This is a genomic window from Rufibacter psychrotolerans (assembly GCF_016924645.1).
GTDB lineage: Bacteria > Bacteroidota > Bacteroidia > Cytophagales > Hymenobacteraceae > Nibribacter > Nibribacter psychrotolerans.
Map to the genome: position 1 here is coordinate 106771 of NZ_JAFFJV010000020.1, position 26114 is coordinate 132884.

Below are 26114 nucleotides of genomic sequence, written 5' to 3' on the forward strand. Positions count from 1 at the left end.
TTCTTGCTGGAAAATATAGGGCTTGTTTCAGTATTCTTTATGCCTTGATTGTAACACGTTTAAACGGGTTTATTCCTGTGTTATTAAAGATTGAAATACCGTGGTAATTTACCTGTAAAGCCGCGGGTTATTTCAGGGAGTGAGGCCGAAATTCTCAAGTGGGTTTTAAGGGATTAAGGTCTGCAAAAGGCTAAAACAAAGGGCGGCTTTCTTTTCAGAAAGCCGCCCTTTGTTTTGGTAAAATGTTGGGTTAGAGAAGATTAATGCACAATGCTCAATTTGATCATATTGGCGCGTTTCTTCTCCATGACCGGCATAGAGCCAATGTTGATAAAGACATCGCCGGTTTGCAGGTGCCCCTCTTTCACCAGGATCTCTTTCAGGTCAGAGATGGTCTCGTCGGTAGACACAAAGCGGTCATAGTAGTAGCCTCTGATGCCCCACACCAGGTTCAGGGTGTGCAGGAGCACGCGATTGTCGGTGAAGACGAAGATGTCTGCCTTAGGGCGGTGCTTGGCCAGTTGCAGGGCCGTGTAACCAGACTTGGTAAGGCAGATGAGCGCGCGGGCATCGGTGTCGCGGGCCAGGGTCACGGCGCTGGCTACCACGGTGTCGTTGTAGAAGGTTGGGGACTGGGTGTTAAAGGAAAAATTGCGGTGGAACACCGGTGCCTGTGACTCCACCGATTGGATGGTGCGGGTCATGCTGCCGATGGTCTCAATAGGATAAGCCCCGGCCGCAGTCTCAGCGCTTAGCATGAGGGTGTCGGCGCCGTCCATGACCGCGTTGGCCACGTCGTTGGTCTCTGCGCGGGTTGGGCGGGGATTGGTGATCATGCTTTCCATCATCTGGGTGGCAATAATCACGGGTTTGCCCACTGCCTGGCATTTCTCCACAATCATTTTCTGGAGCATAGGCACTTCTTCCATGCCTACTTCCACCCCAAGGTCGCCCCGGGCCACCATCACGGCGTCAGTGGCCTCAATGATGGAGTCAATGTTGCGGATAGCCTCTGGCTTCTCAATCTTAGCCACCACCTTGGTGTCTTTGCCCCGCTCAGCGATGATGCGCTTGATCTCGTGGATATCCTCTACCTTCCGCACGAACGAAAGGGCTACCCACTCCACGTCATTGTCTAACCCAAAGTGCAGGTCCTGAATATCCTTTTCCGTGAGGGAAGGGGCGGTTACCACCGTGTCGGGCAGGTTAATGCCTTTGCGGGGTTTCACCACGCCGCCGTACACCACCTCGGTTTCCACCTCCTTGTCGCCGTCGGTGCTGATCACGGTTACCTCCAGCTTGCCGTCGTCAATCAGGATGGCGTCGCCGGGGCGCACGTCGTGGGCCAGGCGGGTATAGCTGGTAGACAGGCGCTGCGCGGTACCCACCGATTTGTCGCAGACAATGGTGAGGCGCTGGCCGCGCACAATCTCCACGGCCCCGTTCTCAATCTCGTTCAGGCGGATCTTGGGGCCCTGCAAGTCCTGGAGCAAGCAAATATTAAAGCCTTCCTCGGCGTTAATGGCCCGTACGGCCTGGATAACCTTTAAATGTTCCTGGTGGGCGCCGTGCGAGAAGTTCAGACGAAAAACATCTACTCCTTCCTGAATGAGGGCACGCAGGCGCTCCGGAGTGTTGCTGGCGGGGCCAACGGTTGCAATAATCTTGGTTTTGTTGAAATGTATAGCCATGCGCTAGAAAAGCAGGTTTTCTTTGTAACGTAAACAATGTGGATCAAAGGAACGCACGTACTGCACCAGCGGCACGGCGTTAAGGGTCTGCAAAAGCTCTTGCTGCAGGTGGGTGAGCCCGCCAGACACTTGTATGACATAGTCATACTCTTTGATGTCAGGTACTAGAAACGGAGAGGCCAGGGTGCTGGTTCCCACAGACCGGTTGCGGAACAAACGCAAAGAGCCGTGTTCTGCCCGGTGCAGGTAATTAGAGATAACTAACCGCCCTTTGTTCAGGAAATCTATGCACAGGTCTGCCTGTTTCACCAGCCTAATGCGGAAGTATTTATTCAGCGCCCACGCCAGCGTATGCTCCTTACTGGAAGAGACAACTCCAAATAAGTCGAAATCAAAATCATGTTCTACCTCTAGACGAAAAGATTTCATGAGTTGTGCGGCACTAGTGGGTAATTTAGGCTTGGGGAGGCAATTTAAAGAAGGTAATTGGAAACACCGCAACCCTTGGCGCAAAAGTGCACGAATAAAACTATTGCGCGCAATTTGTTTGACATTGTGTTGCCAAATCTATTTCTTTGCACTGTGTTTTAAAAAACTTCTAAAAAAATGTCAGAAATCGCAGAAAAAGTAAGAGCTATTATCATTGATAAATTAGGCGTTGAGGAATCTGAGGTAACGCCTGAGGCTAGCTTTACAAACGACCTGGGTGCCGACTCTCTTGATACCGTAGAATTGATCATGGAATTTGAGAAAGAATTCAATGTGTCTATTCCAGACGATCAGGCAGAGAACATTGCAACGGTAGGCCAAGCGATCAGCTACCTGGAAGAGCACGCTAAGTAATCCCTTCCTTCTTTTTTCCCTCTATCGATCCAATTTTTTACCTTATCATACAGGTTCTTTCCCTCTACTAGCAGCGTATGGAGCTTAAGAGAGTTGTAGTAACTGGCCTTGGTGCGCTTACCCCTCTGGGGAATACCGTCTCTGAATACTGGAACGGCCTCGTGAACGGGGTGAGTGGGGCAGCGCCCATCACTCGCTTTGATGCCTCAAAGTTTAAGACCCAATTTGCCTGTGAAGTAAAAGGGTATGATCCTGAGCAATACTTTGACCGTAAAGAGGCCCGTAAAATGGACCTCTTTACGCAATTTGCGGTAATTGTGGCCGATGAAGCCGTGAAAGACGCCCGCCTGGATGATGAGTCTCTCAACAAAGAGCGCATTGGGGTTATCTGGGGCTCTGGCATTGGCGGTCTGCGTACCTTCCAGGAAGAGTGCGTGAACTTTGCCAACGGTGACGGAACACCGCGGTTCAATCCTTTCTTTATTCCTAAAATGATCGCCGACATCAGCGCCGGTCATATCTCCATCAAATACGGGTTCAGAGGTCCAAACTTTGTGACCGTTTCAGCCTGTGCCTCGGCTACCAACGCTTTAATTGACTCGTTCAACTACATCCGTTTGGGAATGGTGGACGTGGTGGTGAGCGGTGGCTCTGAAGCCGCCGTGACAGAGGCCGGTATTGGTGGGTTCAATGCTCTGAAAGCCCTTTCTGAGCGCAATGACTCTCCGGCAACCGCTTCCCGTCCGTTTGACAAAGAGCGCGACGGGTTTGTGCTGGGCGAAGGCGCGGCTGCCATTGTGCTGGAGGAATACGAGCACGCCAAAGCCCGCGGGGCCAAAATTTACGCCGAGTTGATTGGCGGCGGTATGTCTGCCGATGCGTACCACATCACCGCCCCGCACCCAGAGGGATTGGGCGCCCGCAACGTGATGGCCAACGCCCTCAAAGACTCCGGCATCAGACCAGAAGAGGTAGACTACATCAACGTGCACGGCACTTCCACGCCGCTGGGCGATGTGAGCGAAGCCAAAGCCATTGAGTATGTGTTTGGCGACCACGCCTACAACCTCAACATCAGCTCTACCAAATCCATGACCGGGCACCTGTTGGGCGCCGCCGGAGCCATAGAGGCGGTTGCGTCTATTCTGTCTATCCAGCACGGAGTGGTGCCGCCTACTATCAACCACACCACAGATGATGACCAGTTCAATCCTAAGCTGAACTTCACGTTTAACCAAGCGCAGCAGCGGGATGTAAAGGTAGCCATGAGCAACACCTTTGGGTTTGGCGGACACAATACCTCCGTAATTTTCAAAAAGGTTACTGAGTAGTGTTCAGCCCGATCAGACCGGTCTTTCGCGCGATCAACAAATTCTTTTACAAAGACAAGGCTTTTGTAAATGCCATTACCCACATCACGGGCATGGCACCAGACAACCTGCACCTGTACCAACTGGCGTTCACGCACACCTCGTACGTGCGCCAGAACCTGAAAGGCAACCAGGAAACCAATGAGCGTCTGGAGTTTTTGGGGGACGCCATCCTGGGCGCGGTCATTGCAGAGTACCTGTTCAAAAAGTATCCCTACAAAGACGAAGGTTTCCTCACCGAGATCCGGTCGCGCATGGTGAACCGCGAGTCTCTGAATAGCCTGGCCGTGAAGGTAGGGCTCCATTCCCTTATCAAGGTAGACAATATCTCGGGGGCTACCCGCCACAAGTTCATCAACGGAAACGCCCTGGAGGCTTTGGTAGGCGCCGTGTACCTGGACAAAGGCTACATTGACACCAAGAGCTTTATCCTGCGCAAGTTGGTAAAACCCCATTTTGACTTGCACCAGCTCACCACCACCACCAGCAACTTCAAGAGCAAGCTGATTGAGTGGGCCCAGGGGCAGAACCGCAGCATTAGGTTTGAGATTGTGGGCCAGAAGCAAAGTGGCAGCACCACGGAGTTCACTGCGGCGGTAGTGGTAGACAACGAGATTATTGCCAGCGGCAGCGGCCTCTCCAAGAAAAAAGCCGAGCAAGCCGCCGCTGAGAAAAGCATGGAGGCCCTCAAGGCCAAGGGTGCCATCCTGCCATAGTTCTATTTCCCGCACTTTTTCTGAAAACAGCCCTAAAATGCACTATTCACAGGTGCGTTCAGTAGACCTTTCCTAAGGTATTCTTGCTTCTGCGGCGTATAGTCTTAGTTTTGTAGTGTTCAGGCCGGCGCATTTACGCGGGCCAAACTCCAGTTTCTAACATGCAGGCGGGTTCTTGCGTTAGAAAAGCCTTAAACACGACCAAACTATGAAACTTGCAGGCGCGGCCCTCAACCAGACTCCCCTGGATTGGGACAACAACCTCCGTAACATCAAATCGGCCATTGAGCAGGCCAAAGAACAGAACGTAGACCTTCTCTGCCTCCCCGAGATGAGCATTCCCGGCTACGGCTGCGAAGACCTTTTCCTGAGCGAATGGGTAGCGTTGGAGTGCTTTGAGCGGCTGCTGGAGATAAAGGAGTGGTGCGACGGCGTGATTGTGTGCGTGGGGCTTCCCATTCGGTTGAACAACACCACGTACAACACCGCCTGCGTCATCAAAGACAGGCAGATCTTAGGCTTTACCGCCAAGCAGTTCCTGGCCAATGACGGCGTTCATTACGAGCCGCGCTGGTTCAGTTCCTGGGTGCCCAATACGGTGGAGCAGTTTGAGATGCTGGGCCAGACCTACCAGATCGGCGACCTTATCTATGAACACCAGGGCGTGAAGTTCGCGTTTGAGATCTGCGAGGATGCCTGGCGCAACGCCAACCGGCCGGCCTACCGACACAAGCCCAAAGGCGTGCAGCTCATCATCAACCCCAGCGCCAGCCACTTTGCCATGAGCAAGACCGATGTGCGTTACCACCTGGTGGTAGATGCCTCCCGGGAGTTTGAATGCACCTACCTGTACGTGAACCTTCTGGGCAATGAGGCCGGTAAAATGATCTACGATGGCGAAATTATCATCGCCCAGAACGGCAACGTGGTGCTACGCAATCAACTGCTTTCGTTTAAGAGCGTGGACTTTGAATGCGCCGAGGTCTCCTTTGAGAATCCTTTGCCTCTCACGGCGGTGCAGCCGTTGCCGCCCGTAGACGAGAACATTGAATTTATCTCGGCCATTTCGCTGGCTTTGTTTGACTACCTGCGCAAAAGCCGCAGCCGGGGCTTTGTGCTGTCGCTCAGCGGCGGGGCCGATTCTTCTTTATGCGCCGTGGCCGTAGCCGAAATGGTGCGCCGGGCCGTGGCCGAGATTGGATTGGAAGAATTCGTGCAGAAAACCAACTGCCTCACGCCCGAGGAGCTTCCTATTTTTGGGCAGTTTTCGGGAGATGCGCTTAGAAACGCCTTGGTGGGCAAACTGCTGGTAACCGCGTACCAGGGCACCGTCAACTCCTCAGATGATACTTACCGCTCCGCAGAAGAACTGGCCAAATCCATCGGGGCCGTCTTCTACAACTGGACCATTGACGAGGAAGTGAGAAGTTACCGGGACAAGATAGAGCACGCCATTGGGCGTGAACTCACCTGGGAGCAAGATGATTTGACCCTACAGAACATTCAGGCCCGGGTGCGCGCGCCCGGCATCTGGATGCTGGCCAACCTCAGAAACTCGCTGCTCTTGGCTACCTCTAACCGCTCAGAAGCCTCGGTAGGGTACGCCACCATGGACGGAGACACCGCCGGTAGTATCTCACCCATTGCCGGGGTAGACAAAGCGTTCATCCGGCAGTGGCTGGTGTGGGCGCAGTTGCAGTTGGGGTACGAGGGCCTGCAGTACGTGAACAACCTGCAACCTTCGGCGGAGTTGCGGCCCCTGGAGAAAACCCAGACCGATGAAGAGGACCTCATGCCGTATCCGCTCCTGAACCAGTTTGAGCGGCTGGCTTTCTACAACCGCCTTTCGCCGCAGCAGGTGTTTCAGGAACTGAAGGGCACCTACCCAGACGACCAACTGCGCCAATTCATCCAGCGGTTCTATTCGCTCTGGAGCCGCAACCAATGGAAGCGCGAACGCTACGCCCCGGCCTTCCACCTGGACGATTACAACGTGGACCCGCGCAGCTGGCTCCGCTTCCCCATCCTGAGCGGCGGTTTCCGGCAGGAGTTGAGGGAGCTGGGGTAATGTGCTGATGTGCTAATTTTAGAATGATGTAAATTTCCCGTTTTCAGGCTCATTTCTGGAATAGAGCCCGAAAACGGATTCCAGCGCCGTAGCGTCGTTCCGCGGAACGACGTGTCTCCCTGAAACTGAAACGCCTCAGATAAAAAAAGGCCTGAAGCCAGGGCAAAGCTGCGACACAAGGGTCTTAAAATTTGCGGCGGTTTTGCTGCGTAGAACAACGTCGTTCCGCGGAACGACGCTACGGCGGTGATAAGAAAGAATCCCGACCTTGTTGCTGTTGGCTGGGTTTGGGCTCAATTCCGTAAATGAAGTCGAAAACAGATGGCTGCGCAGCGGCGCAAAAGACAAATCAACCTTATGGATGACCTGGAATGCCCCTCGGGCTTTAATGAACCGGAACGCAAGGCGTGGCAGTTTGCGGTGCAGGCCCACGGGGAGCAGCGCCGCAAGTACAACCAGGAGCCGTACGTGCGGCACCTGGAGCGGGTGGCCCACACGGTGATGGCCTACGGCGGCACCACGGGCATGGTCATGGCGGCCCTCTTGCACGATGTGCTGGAAGATACCCCCGTGACCGAGGCCGAGCTGCGCACGTTTCTGGAGGAAGCCTGCCAGAACACCATTGTAAAGCCTGCCGAGGTGCTGCAGCTGGTGCTGGACCTCACCGATCAGTTCACCAAAGAACAGGCGCCCGGCTACAACCGCAAACGCCGCAAAGAGATGGAGCGCCAGCGCATTGCCCAGACCTCGCCCCGCGCGCAGACCATCAAACTGGCCGACATCATTGACAATACCCGCGACATCATTCAGCACGACATCAGCTTTGCAAAGGTGTACATTCCTGAGATAGTGGCTACCCTGGAGGTGCTGAGGCAGGCCGAGCCCTTCAAATTGTACCTGCTGGCCTGTTATGAGGTGCAAACGGCGGTGTTCAAGCTGGAGGAAGACAGGAGGGCCAGAACTAGTCCGCAAGAACAGGATGTACCCGGCCCGGAGGAACTCTCTAACCGTCCGGCTGGCTAAGGTATGCGCCATTGGCGGGTGCCAGACAGTAAACCCGTTTCGGGGCTGGTTTCAGAAAACCAGCCCCGAAACGGGTTTTTTAAGTACTTCCCTAGCGCTTATTTGCCGCCGCTGGCCGCGTCATCGTTCTGGATGGTTTTCTTCTGGCGGTTGCTGGTCTGCATCTTCCCGAAGTTCCAGTCAAAGCTAAGGCGCAGGGTCCGGTTGTGGGTATAATTATGGACTTCTTGGGTGTAGGCGGGCGTGTTCACCCTGTGGTTGTAATCAATGGTCTTGGCAAATGGATTGTTCACCCCGAAGCTGATGCTGCCTTTGTCACTCAGGATCTTCTTGCGCACCGAGAAGCTGGTGTAGTAGCTGGAGCCCCACTCGCCCTGCAGAATTTTGCCCCCCGAGTAATAGGCACCAGACACCTGGGCGGTGAGGGTCTTGGTGATCTCATAACTGGAGTTCAGGCTGAACGTGTATTGCAGGCCTTTATTGGTGAGATCGTTGCTTCTGATGTCCAGGTAATTCAGGGTGAAGCTGGGGCTGATGCTCAAGGCAGGCATGGGTTTGGTAGAGCCAGACAAGCTTAAACCATAGGCCCGGTTTTTAGCCAGATTATCAAACGTGATCATTAAAACGTCTCGGGTGGTGCCGTCAAGGATCATGGGCTCAGATTTTACCACGTGCTGGATGGCGTTATCGGTTTGGCGCATGAACACAGAGGCGTTGATGGAAGTGGTTTTGAAGAACGTGTTATAGCTGATCTCATACGAGTGGGTGAGTTCGGCGTCCAGCGTAGGGTTTCCTCTGAACCCGTTGTTGAAGTCCTCTAGCTGCAGGAACGGGTTCAGTGACCAGATCTGCGGACGCTGGATGCGCTGGGTATAGCTCACGCGCACGGTGTGGATGGAGTCCAGAGTGCGGGAGACTGACAAGCTGGGAATCACGTTGTCATAGTCGTTGGCGAAGGTGCTGCGTTCCAAAGTGCCTTTGTTGGTGTTATGGAAAACGCCTTTGGTGGCGGTGTGCTCATAGCGGGTACCCAGGTGGAAGCTGTATTTCTTCTTGAGCTGGAAAGCGTAGGTGAAATAGGCGGCCACCACATCCTGGTCATAATCAAAGTTGTTGATCACCACAGAATCTGCCTTGGCCGGGAAAGAGAAGTTATAGGAGGTGTTGCTGGTGGCATCGCGCAGGATGGTTTTGGCGCCCAGTTCCAGTTTGCCCTCGTTCTTGAACCCTCGGCTGTAATCTACCTGAAACGTCTTCTCATCGCTGGGGGCATCGTTGTTGTTCACCTGGCTTTGGAGCAGGGCATTCTCTGAGTTGAACAGCTTGTTGTCATACACGTCATCAGACTCGTTGTGGTTCCACTGGGCCAATACAGAAAGCTCGTGCTGCGGTTTGAAGGTGTGGGTGTACCCAAAGTTCATGTCAACGCCTGCGCCTTTCCAGACGTTCTCCAGGTCTGAGTACTGGAGGCCGTTGGCATCACGGGTAAACTGGTCGCCGCGGCCGGTGAAGTTGTTTTGCCGACCGGCGATGCTTAGGTTGAAGGCATTTAGAGTATCAGGGTCAAAGGTTACTTCGGCCTGGCCGTAGAAGCCGTGGTTCAGCCCCAGGTGGGACATTTCCTGGGAGAAGATACTTTGCCCCTCTACGGTGCGGGTCACCGAAGAAATCCGGCGGTTGTTGTTGTCATAGCCGCTCACCCGGGAGTTGAACCCGAATTTCCCTTTGCGGGCATTCAGGCTGGCGTTCAGGTTGCGATTGCGGTTACCCAACGTAGCCCCTAGTTTGCCGCTCACGCCTTGCATGCTGTTCTTTTTGGTGATGATGTTGATGATCCCGGCGGTACCCTCGGCATCGTACTTCGCCGAGGGGCTGGTGATCACTTCCACGCTCTTGATCACATCGGCAGGTATCTGTTTGAGGGCATCGGCCAGGTTGTTGGCCATGATACCAGAGGCTTTGCCGTCCATGAGTACCTTAAAGTTGCCGCTGCCGCGCAGTTGTACATTGCCGTCGGCGTCTACGGTGATGGAAGGCACTTTCCGGAGCACGTCTGAGGCGGTGGTTCCTATGTTGCTGATATCCTGCTCGGCGTTGTACACCAACCGGTCACCTTTGTCTTCAATCAAGGGTTTCTGCCCCACCACGGTTACTTCCTGCAGTTTGGTGGCGCTGCTCCGCAGGCCGATCTTAGGGAATGAGATTTCCTGCTTGGCGGCAGACAGGGTAAAGGCGGGCAGCGTGCTGGTTACGTAGCCTAAGTAGCTCACGCTAACGGCGTAGGAGCCGTACGGCACTTTGGAGAAGGTGAACTGGCCTTTGTCATCGGTGATGGTGCCGTCTACGGGTTTGCCGGTGGCGGTATTGGTAAGAGTTACCGTGGCAAATTCCACAGGTTTGGTGGTGGCGGAGTCAGCCACGGCACCGGTGATCTTTCCGGTTTGCGCCTGAGCCTCTAAGGCAGTGAAAGAGAAAAGACAAAAGGAAAGTAGCGCGAATAAGGTAGAGAGCCGCATAGGATTTCTAATGAGGATTACGGTGGTTTAGTAAGTTCATAGGGTTAGGCATGCCGCTGAAAAAACCGGCACCATGGTCTAATGGCACAGGAAGGGGCAAGGGCATTGGTAAGCGGTGAGAACGGTTTGTCGCGCAACTATCTAGTAGATGTGAGACAGGGCAGACAGGTTGCCTCCCCCATGCAAACTTTTTTTGTTTTTGTGCTACTTTCCTGAAAAAAGGCTTGAAACGGCTAATTGGGGCTTGTTTTTACCGGTATGCCAGGGGGCGGCTGCGGCTGGCTTGTTGGTGAGAACACCAACAAGGGTGAAAGGGTGAAGGTTGGATCAAGAACTGTCTTGGAGGAGGAAAAGTCGTTTCCAAATTGTGAGAACTTCAACAAGGGCGAAGGCTGGATGTGGTTTTCGGCAGGTTCTTCCAGAACGCCTCTTAAAGTGGGAGCGGCAACAAGGGGAGAGGTTTTACGGCCACATGGTTTTAGGAAGATTTCCAGAAAGTAGGGCAAAAAAAGAAGCACCCGGTTGGGGGTGCTTCAGTTGATGTAGTGGTGGGGAGCCTAGTTGCTTTCTCCGGCTTTGGCGTCATCGTTCCGGATGGTTTTTTTGCGCCGCGGCTGTTGGTTCATCTCCATTTTCCCGAAACGGTACGAGAAACTCACCCGCACGCCCCGGTTGTAATTCTGGCTTAAACTGTTCTGCACAAAGGTCTCGTTGGAAAGCTCAGACTTGAACCGGATGGCCTTGGCAAACGGATTGTCTACCCCAAGGCTCAGGCTGCCTTTTTTCTGCCACAGCTCCTTGCGCACACTGAAACTGGAGTAGTAGAAACCCGAGAATTTCCCCTGGATGGTAGGCCGGGGCGAGCTGTAGGAGCCAAAGAACTGGGCCGCCAGCCCTTTCCCGAAATCATAGCCCGAGTTCACGTTCACGTTGTACTGCCAGGCGGCGTTGTTCTGCAAGACGCTTCTCAGGTTAATGTAGTTCAGGTTCAGGCTACCGCCGATGTTCCACTTGGGCATGGGTTTGGTGTTGCCCGAGAGGCTCAGCCCGTAGGTCGCGTTCTTCCCGATGTTATAATACGTGGTGTAGGCCACGTTTTCTTTCTGCCAGGTGGTCTCGTCAATGGGCAAACCGTCTCCCTGGCCCACAATCCGCCGCACCGATTCAATGGCATTATTCGTCTGCCGCCAGTACACCGAGAGGTTGATGGAGCTGGTCTTGAAATAATTGCTGTAGCCCAGTTCGTAGGAGTGCGTCAACTCCGGCTCTAACTCCGGATTCCCGAAGGATACGTTTTTAGGGTCCTGCTCATTCACATACGGGTTCAGGTACCAGATCTGCGGCCGCTGAATGCGCTGGGTATAACCGGCCCGCACGGTCTGGCTTTTGAAATTGCGCGAGACCAGGATATTGGGGATGAAATTGCTGTAGTTGTCGGTGAAAGCGGGCCGGGCCGGGGCAATGTAATTTCCCTGCAGATCTGTGTACTCAAAGCGGGCGCCGCTTTTCACGTTGTAGTTCTTGAGCAGTTTGAAGCCGTAAGACGCGTAGGCAGAGTACACATCCTGGTCATAGGTGAAGGCGTTGGGCGTTTCGGTCTGGACACCGGTAGAAAGAAACTCCCGGCGGTACATCGCATCACTCTCCGCGTGGCGCAGAATGGCCTTGCTGCCCACTTCCAGCGAAGTTTTGTTTTTAAACGGATGCGTGTAGTCTACCTGAAACGTCATCTCGCGGTTAAACCCCTCGTTGGTGTTGCGCAGCAGGTTGTCAATAAATTCATTCTGGTCCAAGTAATTATCCTGGTTAGAGAGGCTGTTCATCTTGCCGTTGGTCCATTGCCCCAACACCGATAACTCCTGCTGCGGCTTGAAGATGTGCGTGTAGCCCAGGTTCAGATCCAGCGAATTGTTCTTGTTCTGGCTGCTCAGGTCTGTATCAATGATCTGGGTGCCGTCCTTAGTTACGGTGCGGGAAAACTGATTTCCCCGGTTCCGGAAGGTGCCCCGGTACAGGTTCATCCCCACTGAAATGGTGTTGCTGGAATCCAAGTCGGCATCAAAGCCCAACTGCCCGAAAACCCCGCCTCCCCGGCGACTGAAATCGCCGTTCTGGTTCAGCGTACTGGAATAGGCCTCGGCCCCCGGAATCTCTGTGATGAATCGTTCCAGTTCGTTCTCGCTCTTGTTGTTGTACTGCTGGTGCGTACCCAGACTGGCGTTGAAGCCTACTTTGCCCCGGCGGATGTTCACGTTCCCGTTTCCGTTGGCGCTGCGGCTGCCCAGGGAGCCGCCCACGCTTCCGTTCACGCCGTACAGCGTGTTTTTCTTGGTGATGATGTTGATGATCCCGGCGGTACCTTCGGCATCGTACTTGGCCGAGGGGCTGGTAATTACTTCCACACTTTTGATCATGTCTGAGGGAATCTGGCGCAGGGCCTCGGCCACGCTGTTGGCCATGATGCTGGAGGGCTTGTTGTTGATGAGCACCCGCACGTTGGCGGAACCCCGCAACTGCACGTTCCCGTCCAGGTCCACCGAGAGTGAGGGTACTTTCTTGAGCACATCGGAGGCGTTGCCTCCAATGTTGGTGATGTCTTGCTCGGCGTTGTACACCATGCGGTCCACCTTGTCTTCAATGAGGGGCTTTTCGCCCACCACGGTCACTTCTTTGAGCTTGTTCTGGATGGGTTTGAGCACAATTCGGCCCAGTTCCACTTCCGGGTCTTTCTCAGAAACCGTAAAAGCCGGCCGGGTGTACGGTTCGTACCCAATGAAACTCACGGTAACCGAGTAGCTGCCGTAGGCCACGCGGGAAAGGGTGAAGCGACCCCGGGCATCGGTCACGGTGCCGTCTACGGGTTTGCCGGTGGCAATGCTCACCAAAGAGACGGTGGCAAATTCCACGGGTTTGGAAGTAGTTGAATCTGTGACCACACCGCTTATTTTACCCGTGGCGAATTTGAGACCTCCGCCCGAAGCAGTGGTTTGGGACGGAGTAGGCACAGGTGCGGGCGTCTGCGCCCAAGCGGGGGGGACAGTTGCCAGCCCTAAAAGGGCAAGCCATAAAAGATGACGCATGAAGAGAGTTTAGAAGGTTGTTTTAGGAATAGTTATAAGGTATAAATAGGTAAGTTCTTGATTTTGCTATAAGTAATATTGGTAAGCTGTAAGTGGTTTGTTGGTAGATAGTTATAGTTGAACTAGCTGGCTGATCAAAATGGCCGCAAGCCTGTTTCCTTTTTGTTTTTATAAAATCTGAAGGAATACAAAATCTGGCTGTGCTATGCTTTACAGGACAAGAAGCGACACTATGATTAGTATTAGTATATGATGATTCCTGTTTTAGGCTTATTTCTATAAAAGTAAGCACAAATCAGCACACCGCTATTTGGATGGTCTGGTACTTTGTTCAATTTTCTTGTTGCAGAACCACGTTCATGCCCATGCCGGCCGCAGACATTTTATCCCACTTGGCTTGGCTGGCGTCTTTATGATAAATGGTGTGAAAACCTGGCAAAGCCGCTGCTAAAGTCAAGGACTTTGATGAGTCCAAAGGGCTACCTGCAATCCATTCCAAGGAGAGGACGAAATCCTGTTTCATGTAGAGGTTATAAGGCTCCAAATCTGCCTGAATCCAACCTCTTTTCTTGTCTTTCACAGAGATAATAATGTCTTGGGAGGCTATGTTCTGGGAAGGCTTGCCATCGTGCAAAGTATATATGTTCACCCTGAATTTCACTTCCTCAAACTGATTGGAGGAGAGGCAGAAATTCAGTTTACTTAGAAAAGACTGCTTCGGACCATTTGGGATGAGGATGCCGTGTTCACGGCCTAGATTTTCCTGAATGGGTTTAGGCATAATGGTGAAGGTATTATGCAAGAGGGTAAAGGGCCCAGCGTTGCCTCCTAATTCCTTCTTTTTCCAGTGTTTGCCATCCACTTTCACCTCGGCCAGTTGCACTGGCTTGGAAACAAGGGAAATCTCCAGCTTTTTCCTTTCGGCAACTGTGACCAATAGTTGCTCTATCTCCAGGTTCTGGGGTTCATACCCAATGGCCGAAATCCTGATTTTCTTGCTTCTATGAGCAGCGGGTATACTCAGGGAGAAAGCACCTTCTTCGTTGGAGATGGTTCCGGTAGATTCATCCAGCACGCCCACGCTGGCGTAGGCAATGGGCTTCTGGGTGCTGCTTTCCAGGACAATTCCGGTGATAGCAGCGGTTTGGACTTGTTGTTGGCTCCGGTGGATGATAGTCCCGGAATACGCCGGAAGAGACGGACCTGCCAGGGCGCTCGCCAGTAGGAGCGAGGGAATAAGCTGTTTCATGAAATGGGGGAAGTGCTCAACCAGCGCAGAGAGTGAGCAACCGGATGAGGAGTGAGCGATAAACCATACCTGAAAGCGCTGAACAAGAGAAAACTCACCCCTTCACCCAAACGGCACCGCCTGATAGCAGCTTTTGTAGTATGAACGGACTAGATATAGGATTATTATATATAGCTAAATAATATTATTTGACTGAGACAAGGAGCAGCAACCCCATTTTGCCCTATTTCTAGAAAAGAAGGCCCGAAATGGAAAAAAAGAGCGATGGCACAGGTGCCATCGCTCTTCAGGCTCAATGAAATGGGTTATTGAACCCCGTTGCTTTCGCCTTGCTTGGCGTCATCGTTGCGGATGGATTTCTTGCGGCGGGGCGGGCCCTGCTGCTGCATCTTCCCGAAGCGGTATTCAAACGTTAACCTAAAGCCGCGGTTATACTGCGTCACCAGCGTTCTGGTGCTGAACGGCAGGTACGGGGCGGCCTGGTTTTTGCCTTCCAGGCGGTTGTCAAACTTAAGCGCCTGCCTGAACGGGTTGTCCATGCCCAGGCTCAGGGCGCCTTTTTTCTCAAACAGCTCTTTTCTGATGGCCAGGTTGTGGTAAGAGAAGGAAGAGAACTTGCCTTGCAGCGTTACCCTGGGCGAATTGAACCCGCCGGAGAACTGGGCGCTGTAGCCTTTCCCGAAGGTGTAGCCTGAGCTCAGGTTGATGTTGTACATCCAGCCGGAGTTGGAGGCGGTGGGCGAGTTCAAGTCCACGAAGTACACGTTCACGTTCCCGTTCACGTTCCAGGCCGGAATGGGCTTGGTAGAGCCCGAGAAGCTCATGCCGTAGGTTTTGTTCTTGGCAATGTTGTTGAAAGTCACAAAGGTGGTGTCATTGATCACGTCAGAAACAGACTCAATGGCGTTATCCGTGATGCGCATGTACGCCGACACGTTGAGCGAGGTAGTCTTGAAGAAGGTGCTGTAGTTCAGCTCATAGGCATCGGTCAGCTCGGCATCCAGGCGTGGGTTACCATAAACTACTAAGTTAGGCCCTTGCTGCTGCCGGTATGGGTTCAGGAAGAACAACTGCGGCCGCTGAATGCGCTGCGTGAAGGTGGTTCTCAGTTTTACGTTGGGTTTCAGGTCGTACGCCAGCGTGATGTTGGGGATGAAGTTGTCATAGTTGGTGGTGAAATCCTGGGCAGGGTTGGCGAAGTCACCGGCCACATCGGTGTACTCGTAGCGCCCGCCAAACTTCAGGGCCGTTTTCTTGTTCAGGTTAAAGCCGTATGACAGGTAAGAGGCCAGCACGTTCTGGTCATAGGAGAAATCGCCGTTCAGGTCAAGGCCGTTGTACAAAGAGGCACTGGACACGTCGCGCAGGATGCCTTTGGCGCCTACCTCCAGCAAGGTGTTCTTGGGCATGGGGTGAGCGTAATCGGCCTGGAAGGTGAGTTCTTTGTTAAGCCCTTCGTTCTCGTTGAGGGTGAGGGATCTCAGCGGCCCCTCCAACTCAAAGCGGCTTTGGTTCACGGTATTGTCCTGCTCGGTCTGGCTGTACAGGGCCAATAAGGTAAGCTCCTGCTGGGGCTTCTTGAACTGGTGCGTGTAGTCCAGGTTCAGGTCCATGCTCAGGCGCTGGTTATCGTTCTTCATAGACAGTTTGTACTCGTCCAGGAGCGAAGGCTCCACAAAACCGGTCTGCGCCTCGTTCTGCGCCGCCTCATAAAACGTGGCATTCTGGTGGGACCGCATCTTGAAGCTGCCGCTGTTCACCCTAATACCCGCCGACACGGTGTTTTTCTCATTGATATCGTAGTCCAAACTCAGTTGCCCAAACCCGAACATACCATCCACCGCGCTGGTACCCAACTGGTACAGCGTGTTCTGGAAGATCTCCTTGGTCTCGTCATCCTGGTTTTGGTTGACCTGCGTGAGGTTCATGGCACCTTTGCTGTAGAACCGGTTTACGCCCGCGTTCAGGCTAACTCCAAACTTGCCTTGCTTCATGCTCAGGTTGGCGTTCCCGTTGCTGGCACGGGTACCGGCCGTTAAGGTAGTGGAGCCGGTCACGCCCTGCAGGGCATTTTTCTTGGTCACGATGTTCACGATACCCGCCGTGCCTTCGGCGTCATACTTGGCCGAGGGACTGGTGATCACCTCCACGTTTTTGATCACATCGGCGGGGATTTGCTTCAGGGCATCGGCCACGCTGCCGGCCATCACGGTGGATGGTTTTCCGTTGATGAGCACGCGCACGTTAGAAGAACCGCGCAGCTGAATGTTGCCGTCCTGGTCCAGGGCCACCGATGGTACTTTCTGCATTACATCGGCGGCGGTACCGCCGGTGTTGGTGATGTCTTTTTCGGCGTTGTACACCAGGCGGTCTACTTTGTCCTCGATGAGGGGCTTTTCACCTACCACGGTTACCTCCTGCAGTTTGGTGTGGGCCGGGGTGAGCGTGACACGGTTCAGGTTCGCAGTCTGGTCGGCCGCCGAGATGGTGATCTGCTTTAGCTCCCTGGTTTCGTAACCGATAAAGCTGATGTGGAGGGTGTAGGTGCCGTTGGCCACCCGGGCCAGGGTGAAACGGCCTTTGTCATCGGTCACGGTGCCGTCAACGGTTTTGCCGTTGGCCGCGTTGATGAGGGCAATGGTAGCGTACTCTACCGGCTTAGAGCTTTCAGCGTCTACCACCGTGCCGGTAATTCTGCCGGCGCCCTGTGGCGCCTGTACGGCAGGGGCAGCCCCGGCGGGAGCGGCCTGTGGACGAGGGGCATTTACTGGGTTCTGCGCCCACAGGGGGGCAGAAGTGGCGCAGCTTAACATGGTTAAGAGCAGAAGTTTTTTCATAAAGGTGTTATAGGTAGAAAAAGTGCTTGTTAAAACCGGTAAGCAGAAGAGGCTGCGGAACAATGCCGGCTGAACCCCGCGCGCCCTTTCTGGTGCTTCACAGTTGTGGCATTAGTATGCGGGGGAGGGGGAATATTACAGGCCGCCGCAGAAAAAGGCCGCTTTTAACATAACCTTAACTAAAGCGCCGGCCATTGGCCTCTATGCGCGAGAGAATTGATTATGCTGGCGGGCTAAACCAAAGAGGCACCGTTACCAGCAAGCAAGGATAGGTGGGAAGAAAAGCTAATACCGAAGCAGGAGGTTTTAGGCTTGTTTTCCTGAAAACAGACCTAAAACAAAAATCCCGGCAGCTACTAGAAGAAGTAACTACCGGGATTTAGTGCTATGCTAGAGCAAGAAGCTTACTCAAAGTCGGCCATCACGCGTAGAACGGTGCCGTCTAGTTCTGGGGTGACCTTGATCTGGCAAGAAAGACGGCTGGTGCTGGTGGGGTTGGGTAAGTTCTCCAGGGTGTAGAGCTCGTCATCAGAGGGCTCGGGCAGCTCCGGGGCTTCCACCAGTTGAATGTGGCAAGTGGCACAAAGCGCCATGCCGCCGCAGGTGGCCTGTACGTTAAACTCACTGGCCTTCAAAACCTCCATCAGGCTCAGGCCCATGTCTGTAGGGGCCGGAACCGAGATGCGCTCGCCAGCGGGGGTTTCCACGTAAACGGTGATGTCTTCTTGCATGGGTTACAGGGTTGGCACTCCGTTTACGGTAGTGTATTTCAGAACGAATTTCTTGTCTGGGTTGATGACGGAGTACGCGCTCTGCGCCATCAGGGCCGCCTCATGGTAGCCGCACAAGATCAGCTTCAGTTTACCCGGGTAAGTGTTAATGTCGCCAATGGCGTACACGCCCGGTATGTTGGTGCTGTAATCTACAGTGTTCACCACAATGGCCGATTTCTCCAACTCCAGTCCCCAGTTCTCCAGCGGGCCCAGCTTAGGCACCAACCCGAAAAGCGGAATGAAGTAATCTGTCTCTATCTGGTACGCGTCAGCGCCGTCTGGCATGACGGTCACCGCATCCAGTTTGCCGTTGCCGTGTACCTCGGTCACGTTAGACTTCAGGAGCAGGCGCATGTGACCCTCTTCAGCCAGGCTAGACACCTTGGCCGCCGATTCCGGCGCGCCTCTAAAGGTGGTGCCGCGGTGCACCAGGGTCAGTTCCTTTGCCACATCGGCCAGGTAAATGGCCCAGTCCAGGGCAGAGTCTCCGCCGCCGGCCAGGACCACGCGCTTGTCGCGGAAGTGCTCTGGGTCCAGGATCATGTAGTTCACGCCTTTGCCGCCTTCAAAGTTGGCCAGGTTGTCAATGGCGGGTTTGCGGGGCTCAAACGAACCCAAGCCGCCGGCAATCACCACCACCCTGCAGTAGATCTCGGTGCCCTCTGAGGTCACCAGGCGGAAAGAACCGTCTTCCAGCTTCTCCAGGTCCTCCACGCGCTCACCCAGGGTGAAAGTTGGGTGGAAGGGGGCAATCTGCTCCATCTGGTTTTTGATCAGGTCGCCCGCCAGGATGGAAGGAAACCCGGGGATGTCGTAGATGGGTTTTTTGGGGTAAATCTCAGAAAGCTGGCCGCCCACCTGGGGCAGGGCGTCTACCACGTGGCACTTCATCTTCAGAAGGCCCGCCTCAAACACCGCGAATAGCCCCACCGGACCGGCGCCGATGATACAGATATCAGTAGTTACAGTTGACATATAAGGTATAGTAGTTCAAACAGGCAGGTGCGGGCGTCTCCCTTGGCTGCCGTAAAGTCTAGCACAAACGGTTTACTTTCAGGTTTGCGCCCACAAAGTAACATCATTTTCGGCTAAAGTGTTTCCTCAGAAGCAGAACTGATTCTTGCCGCTCATAGATTAAATTGTAATTTTAGCCCCACTAACCATTGATTGCATGCTGAACTTCATTACCTGGGATGTTTCGCCCGATATTTTTTCGCTGGGGCCGGTGACCGTGCGCTGGTACGGTCTACTGTTTGCCCTGGCCTTTGTGCTTACCCAACCCATTGAGAAATACATCTACCGCAAAGACGGCCGCAAAGACGAAGACGTGGACGTGCTCACCATGTATATGATCATTGGCACCGTGATTGGCGCACGCCTGGGCCACTGCCTGTTCTATGACCCGGTGTATTACCTATCTAATCCGCTGGAGATTTTCAAGATCTGGGAAGGTGGCTTGGCCAGCCACGGTGGTACCATTGGTATTCTGGTGGCCCTCTACCTGTTCTGCCGCAAACACAAGTTTGATTACCTCTGGGTGCTGGACCGCATTGTGATTGTGACCGCCCTGGGGGGAGCATGTATCCGGCTAGGGAACCTGATGAACTCTGAAATTATTGGCCGGCCCACCGATGTGCCCTGGGCGTTTAAGTTCGTGCGCAACGGCGAGCTGTTCAACGGAGTGCCGGCTTACGCAGACCCACGCCACCCCACGCAGCTCTACGAAAGCCTTTTCTGCATCTTCCTGTTTGTGCTGCTGTACTTCCTCTGGAAGCGCGGGGCCGGGCAAGTCCGCGGGCTGCTGTTCGGGCTGTTTGTGACCTTGCTGTTCTCGTTCCGTTTCCTGGTGGAGTTCCTGAAGGAAAACCAGGAGGAGTTTGAGAATGCCCTTCCGCTGAACATGGGCCAATGGCTGAGCATTCCGCTGGTGCTGGTGGGCATTGCCGTACTGTTCTACGCCATGAAACAACCCAAACAACCCAGCCGGCCGGTGAGCGGGTAGCGGTTTTACGCCCCTTTTCCAGAAAATAGCCTTAAAACGGAGAGGGCCAGCAGACATACCTGCTGGCCCTCTCCGCTTTTTGCGCAACTGAATTCCGGCAGGAAGTTCTTACAACGTGTATTTGAACAGGGTACCTTCCTCATTGGTGATGAGCAGGTGGCGGTTGTCTTTGAAAAGCACGGCCTCTACCTGTCCGCTTTGGGGTAAATCCAGCACCTGGGGCTGCTGCGCCAGGAATTGGGTAGAACCCTTGGATACGGGAAACAGGTAAAGCTTTCCGTAGGTAAGTACCGCCAGCCGGCGCCCATCCGGGCTGAGGTCGGCTGAGGTGACCATGCCGGGCAGCTCTTTTTTGGTCACCAGCCGGGCGGTGTGGGTGCCGGCATCATCGGGGAGCGCGTAGAGCTTGGCGTAGCGCGAGGCACCCCGGTCTTTGGAGATCAGGTACAGTTTGCCGCCGTGCCAAAAGAACGCTTCGCAGTCAAAGTTGCGGTCTTCCTTGGCTATTTTGCCAGCGGGCAGGTCTTCATAGGTGAATTTGATCTCCTGGGTCTTTACGCCGCCCTTCAGGGCTACCTTGTAGATCTTGAGGTCTTTGCGCTTGTTGCTGTTGTTGCCCATGTCGCCAATGTACAGGTAACCTGCGTTGTCTTTGGTGAGGTCTTCCCAATCGGTGTTGGAGGCGTTGGGCACGGTCACCTCTTTCAATAATTTGCCCTGTTCATTGATCTGGTACAGGACCGGGGCATTGCCCGCGTCATTGTGCGTCCAGTAAGTGTGGGGGGCATCGGCCAGTTCCAGACCCGAACTCTCCACCACCGCCCTGGGCAGTTTGGCCAGGCGCGATAGGTTGCCCGCCGGCGCGTACACCGGCTGAAAGCTGCTGAACAGAATAAGGATTGGTAAAAGGAGATAACAGGTTTTGAAAACGCTTGACTGCTTCATTCTAAAATGGGGGATAATAACGTGAAACAAAGCCACCCGGGCCTTACAAGCTTAAGTATAACGGAGCCGCCTTGCCCAGGTTTACCCGTTTGGCTAGGAAAAACGGGGTGTCTGTTTTAGAACGCTTTTTGCCAAAACGGGTGAAAAACAAGAAAGGCCTTGCCCGGTACAGCGGGCAAGGCCTTTTGTTGATGGTGCAGAGCAGCGTGGCTTAGTTCACCTGTAAGCCGGCGTTGGGCACAAAGTCCAGCGAGACGGAGTTCATGCAGTAGCGCTGGTAAGTGGGGGCGGGGCCATCATCGAACAAGTGGCCCAGGTGCGCGTCACAGCGGCCGCAGAGCACTTCTATGCGGTCCATGCCGTGCGAGTGGTCTTCTTCATATTTCACTGCCGTTTTGCGCATGGTTTCAAAGAAACTGGGCCAGCCGCAGTCGGTCTCAAACTTGGCGTCTGATTTAAACAGGGCATTGCCGCAGGCGGCGCAATAGTAGGTGCCCAGGCCTGTGTAGTTCCAGAGTTTGCCGGTGAAAGCGCGCTCGGTGCCTTTCTCGCGCGCCACGTGGTACAGGGCAGGAGACAAAACCTTTTTCCATTCCGCGTCTGAGACGTTGAGTTTGGTGGTATCAGCGCGGGAGTAGTAGGGGTGCCTGGTGTTCTGCGCGGAGGCCTGCTGCGGCAGGGCGGCTACTTGGGTAAAAGCCTCCGCCGGAGGGCTGGCCGGATTTCCGGAGGTATCGGTTGCGCGTTGGCAGCTGAAGAAGGGGAGCGCCAGAATGAGCAGGTATAGAAAAACTCGCATGTCTTTGAACGGGCAATTTGCCCTTAGGTGGTATTCTCTCAACAAACCAGGCCTTTGAAAGGTTTTCCGCGCTTTGGGCAACCGGGTGTAAGCTGCCTTGCCCAAAACCAGGCGACAGCGGCCATACCTGCCGGCAAGTGTTGTGCCGGGCGAATAATCTCCTTAACTTTCTGAATTTTTGAGCGCTGTGGCTTTCTGCTAAACGGGATAATTAACAGGCAGATGCTACCCAAGAAACGAATGTTCAATCTTTTTTAATATAAACCTTTCATTACTTTTTACAAGCAGTATGTGTGCAGATGGAATGCCTACGGACCAACGCAGGCAAGAACTAAGAGGCAGGGAGCTGAGTTTCTTATTCATTTTATTACTGAGCCTGGCTTTTCAGCCGGTGCTGGGCCAGAAAGTATTCAACGGCCAAAAACTCTTATTGACCAAAGCTTCCCGGGAGGTGAACGCCGCCCAGGAGCTCATGGAAAAGAACCAGTACGAGGAGGCGCTGAAACACCTCAACACCGCCCTTGACGTGAGCAAAGGCAAAGATGACCTTGAGATTTTCTCGCTGAAGGGAATCTGCGAGTACCAGCTGGGCCGTATGCCCCAGGCGGTGGAACAGCTAAGCTACGCCGTGTCAAAGGTGAACAGCAAAGAGGCGCTTCCGCCCAAAACGCCCGAGGCCGTGCTCACGGCCCTCTTGTACCGCGCCAAAGCCCGTGAAGCCCAGAAAGATTTACCTACCGCCATCAAAGACCTGCAACTGCTGGCCACCGCCGCCCATGTGCCGCTCAAGAGCAAAGCCTATGAGCAGTGGTCCCGCCATCTGTCTGAGTTAGACCGCGGCGGCAACCAGGACAAAGCCGAACTGTTGGTGGCCAAAGCCGTGGAAGTAGACCCCAAGAATGCCGAGGCGCTGGTGTTTCAGGCGCAATTGGCCATCTATGAGCGCGGGTATGAAGAGGCCGTGGGATCTTTGGAGAAAGCCATCGGGCTGGAAGCTGACCCGGTAGCCAAGGCCAAGTACCAGTCTATGCTGGCCGTGTGCAAGTACCGCCTGGGCAAGGAAGAAGAGGCCCTGGCCATTTTCAAAGACGCCGTGGAGAATGCGCCCGAGTCTACCAAATGGCAGGTGTACCAGCAGCAAGCCAACCTGGTCATCCTGAACAAACTGTATGATCCGGCCATTCTGGAACAGGCCAAACTCTGGGCCAACCGTGCCGCCATTCTGTCTGAAGACTGCAGCAACCAGATCACCTTTGCCTACATGCAGGCCCTCAACAATGAACTGGGCAAGGCCAAAGAAACCCTGAAGCCCGTGGCCGACTGTGAGAATGCCACCCTTAAAATGTCAAAGGCTCAGCTCTCTTCCTGGATCAGCAACCTGGAAAAAGCCGCCCAGCAAAAGGTGAAAGTGAAAGCGTATGGCGCAGGCAGCTGGTATTACTGGGGCGGCATAAAGGCCGGCCTGGCCGAAGGCAAAGGGAAGGCCCTGAGCAAGGACTACCTCTACGAGGTGTCTAATGGTACATTTGTAAACGGTACCCTGGTATCTGGTACGCTCACCAACGTGTCTGACGGCTGGACTTACTCCGGCGCCTTCAGCAACGGCACCATCAGCGGAACCGGGAAAATGACCTACGCCGGCGGCGATGTGTTTAGCGGCAAGTTTGTGGGCAACAAGCCCCAGGGCAAAGGCAAATGGGTGTACACAGACGGCAGCACCTATGAGGGAGAAGTGGTGAACGGAACCCCCAAAGGCTTGGGCAAATACCTGAGCAAGGAAGGCAATGGCTACGAAGGCTCCTTCAAAGACGGCAAACCCCACGGCAAAGGCTTCTTACTCCAGGCTGGGAAAAAGGAAGCCGCGGAGTTTACAGACGGTGAGCGCAACGATGCCGCGTACCTGGCCAAAGTAAAAGCCGAGCAGGAAAAACTGGCCCAGGAAAAACAGCAGGCCCAGGCCCTGGCCGCCCAACGCCTGAAGGAAGAGGAACTGGCCAAAGCCGAAAAACGTCAGAACTCGGGCAAAATCCTGGGCAAAACTCTGGCGCTGGCCGGTGGGGCTTTGGCCCTCACCAAAGCCGTAGACCTGGGCATGAGCGCCGAGGATGCCACCGGCCTGGGCGCCGCCCTGGTAGCCGACGTGCTCACCGATGGCGAAGCCGGTGCCCTGCACTCTACCCTCACCACCATGAACGCGGCCAACGGCAACCTGTCTAATCCGTTGGGAGGAAATTCAGCCGCTGCAAAAAGCAGCAGCCCCGGTGCCGCCGGCGAGGCCAATGACTGCGGTTGTTCCAATGACCCCGTGGCCAATAAATACAAGACAATGACCGTCAACGGCGAAGATGCGCAGGTAAATTCTGTCTGCGCCATGATTGCCTACTATGACTGTATGGCCCGTAACTGTAGCCCGGCCAACAGAGCAGAATGGCAGAAAAGGGCAGATGCCAACCGCCAGGTTTTAAAGCAAATGACAGGCAGAACCACCTGCAACTAACCTGCTTCTGCAACCAGTGATTGCATCCAGAAAGCCCTGCCAAGTAGTATTGGCAGGGCTTTTTGCTTTAAAATCCCTTTCCTCAAGAAGGTTGGGCTGTCATAACAATCTCCTACCCATACCAACCATCCTAGCCCGGATTCTCACCACCCAGCCTGAGTTCTTTCGGTGCAAGGCCCCGCAGAGACTTGGTGCTATTTCTGGCGCCGGGGGAATTTTTTGCAAAGGGCATAAGCCACGAAGGCATAAGGGCGGGCAGAGGTCATTGATAGAGGACCTAGACCAGGCCCAAAAAGCAAGTGGCAGCCTGCACACGTACAGACTGCCACTTGCTTTTTTTGGGCCGAATTTTGAAAAACAGGCTTAAAACCTATACCCCAATATCTTCATTCCAGACGGTGGGTTGCTCGGCCATGAACTTCTGCATGAGCGCGTAGCACTCGGGGTTATCTTCCACGGTCACGTCCACGCCACGAGAGCGCAGCAGCTCTTCCTCGCCCATGAACGATTTGTTCTCGCCTATCACCACCCGGGGGATGCCGTACAGCAAAATGGTGCCCGAGCACATGGAACAAGGCGACAGGGTGGTGTACATGGTGCACTCGCGGTACACCTGGGCGGGTTGCCGGCCGGCGTTCTCCAGCGCATCCATCTCGCCGTGCAGAATGGCGCTGCCTTCCTGCACCCGTTTGTTGTGGCCCCGGCCTATGATCTTGCCGTTGTGTACCAGCACAGACCCAATGGGAATGCCTCCTTCTTCATAGCCCCTGCGGGCTTCTTCCAGCGCAGCTTGCAAAAATTCATTCATGCTCTCAGTCTAAGGGTGTTTTTGATCCTGAACAAATACGGAAGAATAATCAAGCTAAGCAACCCCGCCGAGATGGCCGCCACAAAAATGTAGTAGCGGTTCTGTTTGCCGCCGGCCACAAACCACAGCGCCACCACTATCACTACCAGCACCGTCCAAAGCACCCAATATCCCAAAATGCTCCTAGGGGGGGCCTCCTGCTTTTCCTTGGGCAACATGAAGATAAAGAGCACCATGATGTACCCACCCAGGGCAGACAAGACCTGTTGCAGCAGGGAGTACAAAGGTCTGGTAAACGGCTCGGGCAGCACCTCGTTCAGCAGGAACGGGAACAGCCGCACGCCAAGGCCATCACTGTGCGTGAACGAATCCCAGGCCAGGTGCGAGACAATGCCCACCAGCAAAGACAGCAGCACCACCCCGTACTGCCGCTTGAAGTGGAGCTTCCAGTTGAACCGCTTGTACCGGTTAAACCGCTGCCGCAGAAAGCGCGGCAAGTGGTCAATGAGCGTGTCGCGCACCACCAGGTGGAAAACAAAACAGAGCAGCAGGCCCATGGGCAGGTTAAAATAGAAAATGCCCGGCCAGGTGTGGCTGTACGGGTCATGCAGGCTCATGCGGAGGAACTTCTCAAAATCGGGGGCCATGCTGCCCACAATGAGGCCGGTGGCCGAACGCCAGCGGTGGGGCAGGGGAATGAAGGGCAGCACAATGGCCGGATGGGAGAACGTGAACGGCATGGAGGCGAAGGCTTAAGTCCTCTTAACGGCGGGGCAGCGCAAATTGATACGGGGCCGGTAAAACAGGGGCAGCCAGGCAAACACTCGGCAGGCCGGCGCTGGTTTGTCCTGGTCCGTCCGTTTAGGGGCTAGTTTACAGAAATTAGCCTTAAAACGC

The 26114-nt window shown here is 54.4% G+C and carries 19 protein-coding genes; 7 read left to right on the top strand and 12 right to left on the bottom strand.

All coding sequences use genetic code 11. The features are described from left to right. Positions 1-260: 260 nt before the first annotated feature. Both pyk and JT718_RS17500 read right to left on the bottom strand, forming a co-directional pair. The gene (pyk, locus tag JT718_RS17495) at positions 261-1691 is read right to left on the bottom strand and encodes a pyruvate kinase (protein WP_205504083.1); all 1431 of its coding nucleotides are present in this window, start codon (positions 1689-1691) and stop codon (positions 261-263) included. Positions 1692-1694: 3 nt separating this feature from the next. Continuing rightward, complete coding sequence (locus JT718_RS17500) at positions 1695-2120, bottom strand: IPExxxVDY family protein (RefSeq protein ID WP_205504084.1); 426 nt, start codon at positions 2118-2120, stop codon at positions 1695-1697. Between the two features lie 177 nt (positions 2121-2297). On the opposite strand from JT718_RS17500, the gene JT718_RS17505 reads away from it, so the two are divergent. The 5 genes from JT718_RS17505 (at position 2298) to JT718_RS17525 (ending at position 7711) form a co-directional block, all read left to right on the top strand. Further along, complete coding sequence (locus JT718_RS17505) at positions 2298-2534, top strand: acyl carrier protein (RefSeq protein WP_048919546.1); 237 nt, start codon at positions 2298-2300, stop codon at positions 2532-2534. 77 nt (positions 2535-2611) lie between these two features. Next, positions 2612-3865 carry a beta-ketoacyl-ACP synthase II gene (fabF, locus tag JT718_RS17510; protein WP_205504085.1) on the top strand — a complete coding sequence of 418 codons (1254 nt, stop codon included), beginning with the start codon at positions 2612-2614 and terminating at the stop codon, positions 3863-3865. Between the two features lie 92 nt (positions 3866-3957). Next, positions 3958-4620 carry a ribonuclease III gene (gene rnc / locus JT718_RS17515; protein ID WP_205504086.1) on the top strand — a complete coding sequence of 221 codons (663 nt, stop codon included), beginning with the start codon at positions 3958-3960 and terminating at the stop codon, positions 4618-4620. A 208-nt stretch (positions 4621-4828) separates the two neighbouring features. Further along, on the top strand, positions 4829-6688 hold the full coding sequence (gene nadE / locus JT718_RS17520; RefSeq protein WP_205504087.1) for an NAD(+) synthase: 1860 nt from the start codon (positions 4829-4831) through the stop codon (positions 6686-6688). A 357-nt stretch (positions 6689-7045) separates the two neighbouring features. Further along, entirely contained in the window at positions 7046-7711 is a 666-nt protein-coding gene (locus tag JT718_RS17525) for an HD domain-containing protein (RefSeq protein ID WP_205504088.1), read from the top strand. Positions 7712-7809: 98 nt separating this feature from the next. Here the strand turns inward: JT718_RS17525 and JT718_RS17530 are convergent, their stop codons facing one another. The 6 genes from JT718_RS17530 to JT718_RS17555 all read right to left on the bottom strand — a co-directional run bounded on the left by JT718_RS17530 (position 7810) and on the right by JT718_RS17555 (position 19141). After that, the gene (locus JT718_RS17530; protein ID WP_205504089.1) at positions 7810-10227 is read right to left on the bottom strand and encodes a TonB-dependent receptor domain-containing protein; all 2418 of its coding nucleotides are present in this window, start codon (positions 10225-10227) and stop codon (positions 7810-7812) included. A gap of 557 nt (positions 10228-10784) precedes the next feature. After that, positions 10785-13232, bottom strand: coding sequence for a TonB-dependent receptor domain-containing protein (locus JT718_RS17535; RefSeq protein ID WP_205504090.1), 2448 nt, complete (start codon positions 13230-13232; stop codon positions 10785-10787). 406 nt (positions 13233-13638) lie between these two features. Then, on the bottom strand, positions 13639-14556 hold the full coding sequence (locus JT718_RS17540) for a carboxypeptidase-like regulatory domain-containing protein (protein ID WP_205504091.1): 918 nt from the start codon (positions 14554-14556) through the stop codon (positions 13639-13641). A gap of 305 nt (positions 14557-14861) precedes the next feature. Further along, positions 14862-17393 (bottom strand): TonB-dependent receptor, encoded by a 2532-nt coding sequence (locus tag JT718_RS17545; RefSeq protein WP_205504092.1) that lies wholly within the window; start codon positions 17391-17393, stop codon positions 14862-14864. Positions 17394-17797: 404 nt separating this feature from the next. Further along, the gene (locus tag JT718_RS17550) at positions 17798-18124 is read right to left on the bottom strand and encodes a 2Fe-2S iron-sulfur cluster-binding protein (RefSeq protein ID WP_205504093.1); all 327 of its coding nucleotides are present in this window, start codon (positions 18122-18124) and stop codon (positions 17798-17800) included. A 3-nt stretch (positions 18125-18127) separates the two neighbouring features. Then, on the bottom strand, positions 18128-19141 hold the full coding sequence (locus tag JT718_RS17555; RefSeq protein ID WP_205504094.1) for an NAD(P)/FAD-dependent oxidoreductase: 1014 nt from the start codon (positions 19139-19141) through the stop codon (positions 18128-18130). 196 nt (positions 19142-19337) lie between these two features. Here JT718_RS17555 and lgt point away from each other — a divergent pair, with 196 nt between their 5' ends. After that, a complete protein-coding gene (lgt, locus tag JT718_RS17560) occupies positions 19338-20168 on the top strand; it encodes a prolipoprotein diacylglyceryl transferase (protein ID WP_205504095.1) in 831 nt (276 codons plus the stop codon). Between the two features lie 108 nt (positions 20169-20276). On the opposite strand, the gene JT718_RS17565 is transcribed toward lgt, so the two are convergent. Together JT718_RS17565 and msrB are read right to left on the bottom strand one after the other, a co-directional pair. After that, a complete protein-coding gene (locus JT718_RS17565) occupies positions 20277-21113 on the bottom strand; it encodes a hypothetical protein (protein WP_205504096.1) in 837 nt (278 codons plus the stop codon). 211 nt (positions 21114-21324) lie between these two features. Next, positions 21325-21912, bottom strand: a complete 588-nt coding sequence (gene msrB, locus JT718_RS17570; protein ID WP_205504097.1) for a peptide-methionine (R)-S-oxide reductase MsrB — start codon at positions 21910-21912, stop codon at positions 21325-21327. A gap of 430 nt (positions 21913-22342) precedes the next feature. On the opposite strand from msrB, the gene JT718_RS17575 reads away from it, so the two are divergent. Then, positions 22343-24409 (top strand): tetratricopeptide repeat protein, encoded by a 2067-nt coding sequence (locus JT718_RS17575; protein ID WP_205504098.1) that lies wholly within the window; start codon positions 22343-22345, stop codon positions 24407-24409. A 370-nt stretch (positions 24410-24779) separates the two neighbouring features. On the opposite strand, the gene JT718_RS17580 is transcribed toward JT718_RS17575, so the two are convergent. Then, a complete protein-coding gene (locus tag JT718_RS17580) occupies positions 24780-25217 on the bottom strand; it encodes a nucleoside deaminase (RefSeq protein ID WP_205504099.1) in 438 nt (145 codons plus the stop codon). Next, positions 25214-25957 (bottom strand): DUF4184 family protein, encoded by a 744-nt coding sequence (locus JT718_RS17585; RefSeq protein ID WP_205504100.1) that lies wholly within the window; start codon positions 25955-25957, stop codon positions 25214-25216. The genes JT718_RS17580 and JT718_RS17585 overlap by 4 nt, the downstream gene beginning before the upstream one ends. Positions 25958-26114: the final 157 nt, after the last annotated feature.

Excerpts from the sequence above, each read along its gene's own strand:
- pyk (WP_205504083.1), bottom strand. The coding sequence starts at position 1,691 with ATGGCTATACATTTCAACAAAACCAAGATTATTGCAACCGTTGGCCCC.
- JT718_RS17550 (WP_205504093.1), bottom strand. The coding sequence starts at position 18,124 with ATGCAAGAAGACATCACCGTTTACGTGGAAACCCCCGCTGGCGAGCGC.
- fabF (WP_205504085.1), top strand. The coding sequence starts at position 2,612 with ATGGAGCTTAAGAGAGTTGTAGTAACTGGCCTTGGTGCGCTTACCCCT.
- JT718_RS17525 (WP_205504088.1), top strand. The coding sequence starts at position 7,046 with ATGGATGACCTGGAATGCCCCTCGGGCTTTAATGAACCGGAACGCAAG.
- JT718_RS17540 (WP_205504091.1), bottom strand. The coding sequence starts at position 14,556 with ATGAAACAGCTTATTCCCTCGCTCCTACTGGCGAGCGCCCTGGCAGGT.
- JT718_RS17505 (WP_048919546.1), top strand. The coding sequence starts at position 2,298 with ATGTCAGAAATCGCAGAAAAAGTAAGAGCTATTATCATTGATAAATTA.
- JT718_RS17500 (WP_205504084.1), bottom strand. The coding sequence starts at position 2,120 with ATGAAATCTTTTCGTCTAGAGGTAGAACATGATTTTGATTTCGACTTA.
- JT718_RS17530 (WP_205504089.1), bottom strand. The coding sequence starts at position 10,227 with ATGCGGCTCTCTACCTTATTCGCGCTACTTTCCTTTTGTCTTTTCTCT.
- JT718_RS17580 (WP_205504099.1), bottom strand. The coding sequence starts at position 25,217 with ATGAATGAATTTTTGCAAGCTGCGCTGGAAGAAGCCCGCAGGGGCTAT.
- nadE (WP_205504087.1), top strand. The coding sequence starts at position 4,829 with ATGAAACTTGCAGGCGCGGCCCTCAACCAGACTCCCCTGGATTGGGAC.
- JT718_RS17545 (WP_205504092.1), bottom strand. The coding sequence starts at position 17,393 with ATGAAAAAACTTCTGCTCTTAACCATGTTAAGCTGCGCCACTTCTGCC.
- rnc (WP_205504086.1), top strand. The coding sequence starts at position 3,958 with ATGGCACCAGACAACCTGCACCTGTACCAACTGGCGTTCACGCACACC.
- msrB (WP_205504097.1), bottom strand. The coding sequence starts at position 21,912 with ATGCGAGTTTTTCTATACCTGCTCATTCTGGCGCTCCCCTTCTTCAGC.
- JT718_RS17565 (WP_205504096.1), bottom strand. The coding sequence starts at position 21,113 with ATGAAGCAGTCAAGCGTTTTCAAAACCTGTTATCTCCTTTTACCAATC.
- JT718_RS17585 (WP_205504100.1), bottom strand. The coding sequence starts at position 25,957 with ATGCCGTTCACGTTCTCCCATCCGGCCATTGTGCTGCCCTTCATTCCC.
- lgt (WP_205504095.1), top strand. The coding sequence starts at position 19,338 with ATGCTGAACTTCATTACCTGGGATGTTTCGCCCGATATTTTTTCGCTG.
- JT718_RS17555 (WP_205504094.1), bottom strand. The coding sequence starts at position 19,141 with ATGTCAACTGTAACTACTGATATCTGTATCATCGGCGCCGGTCCGGTG.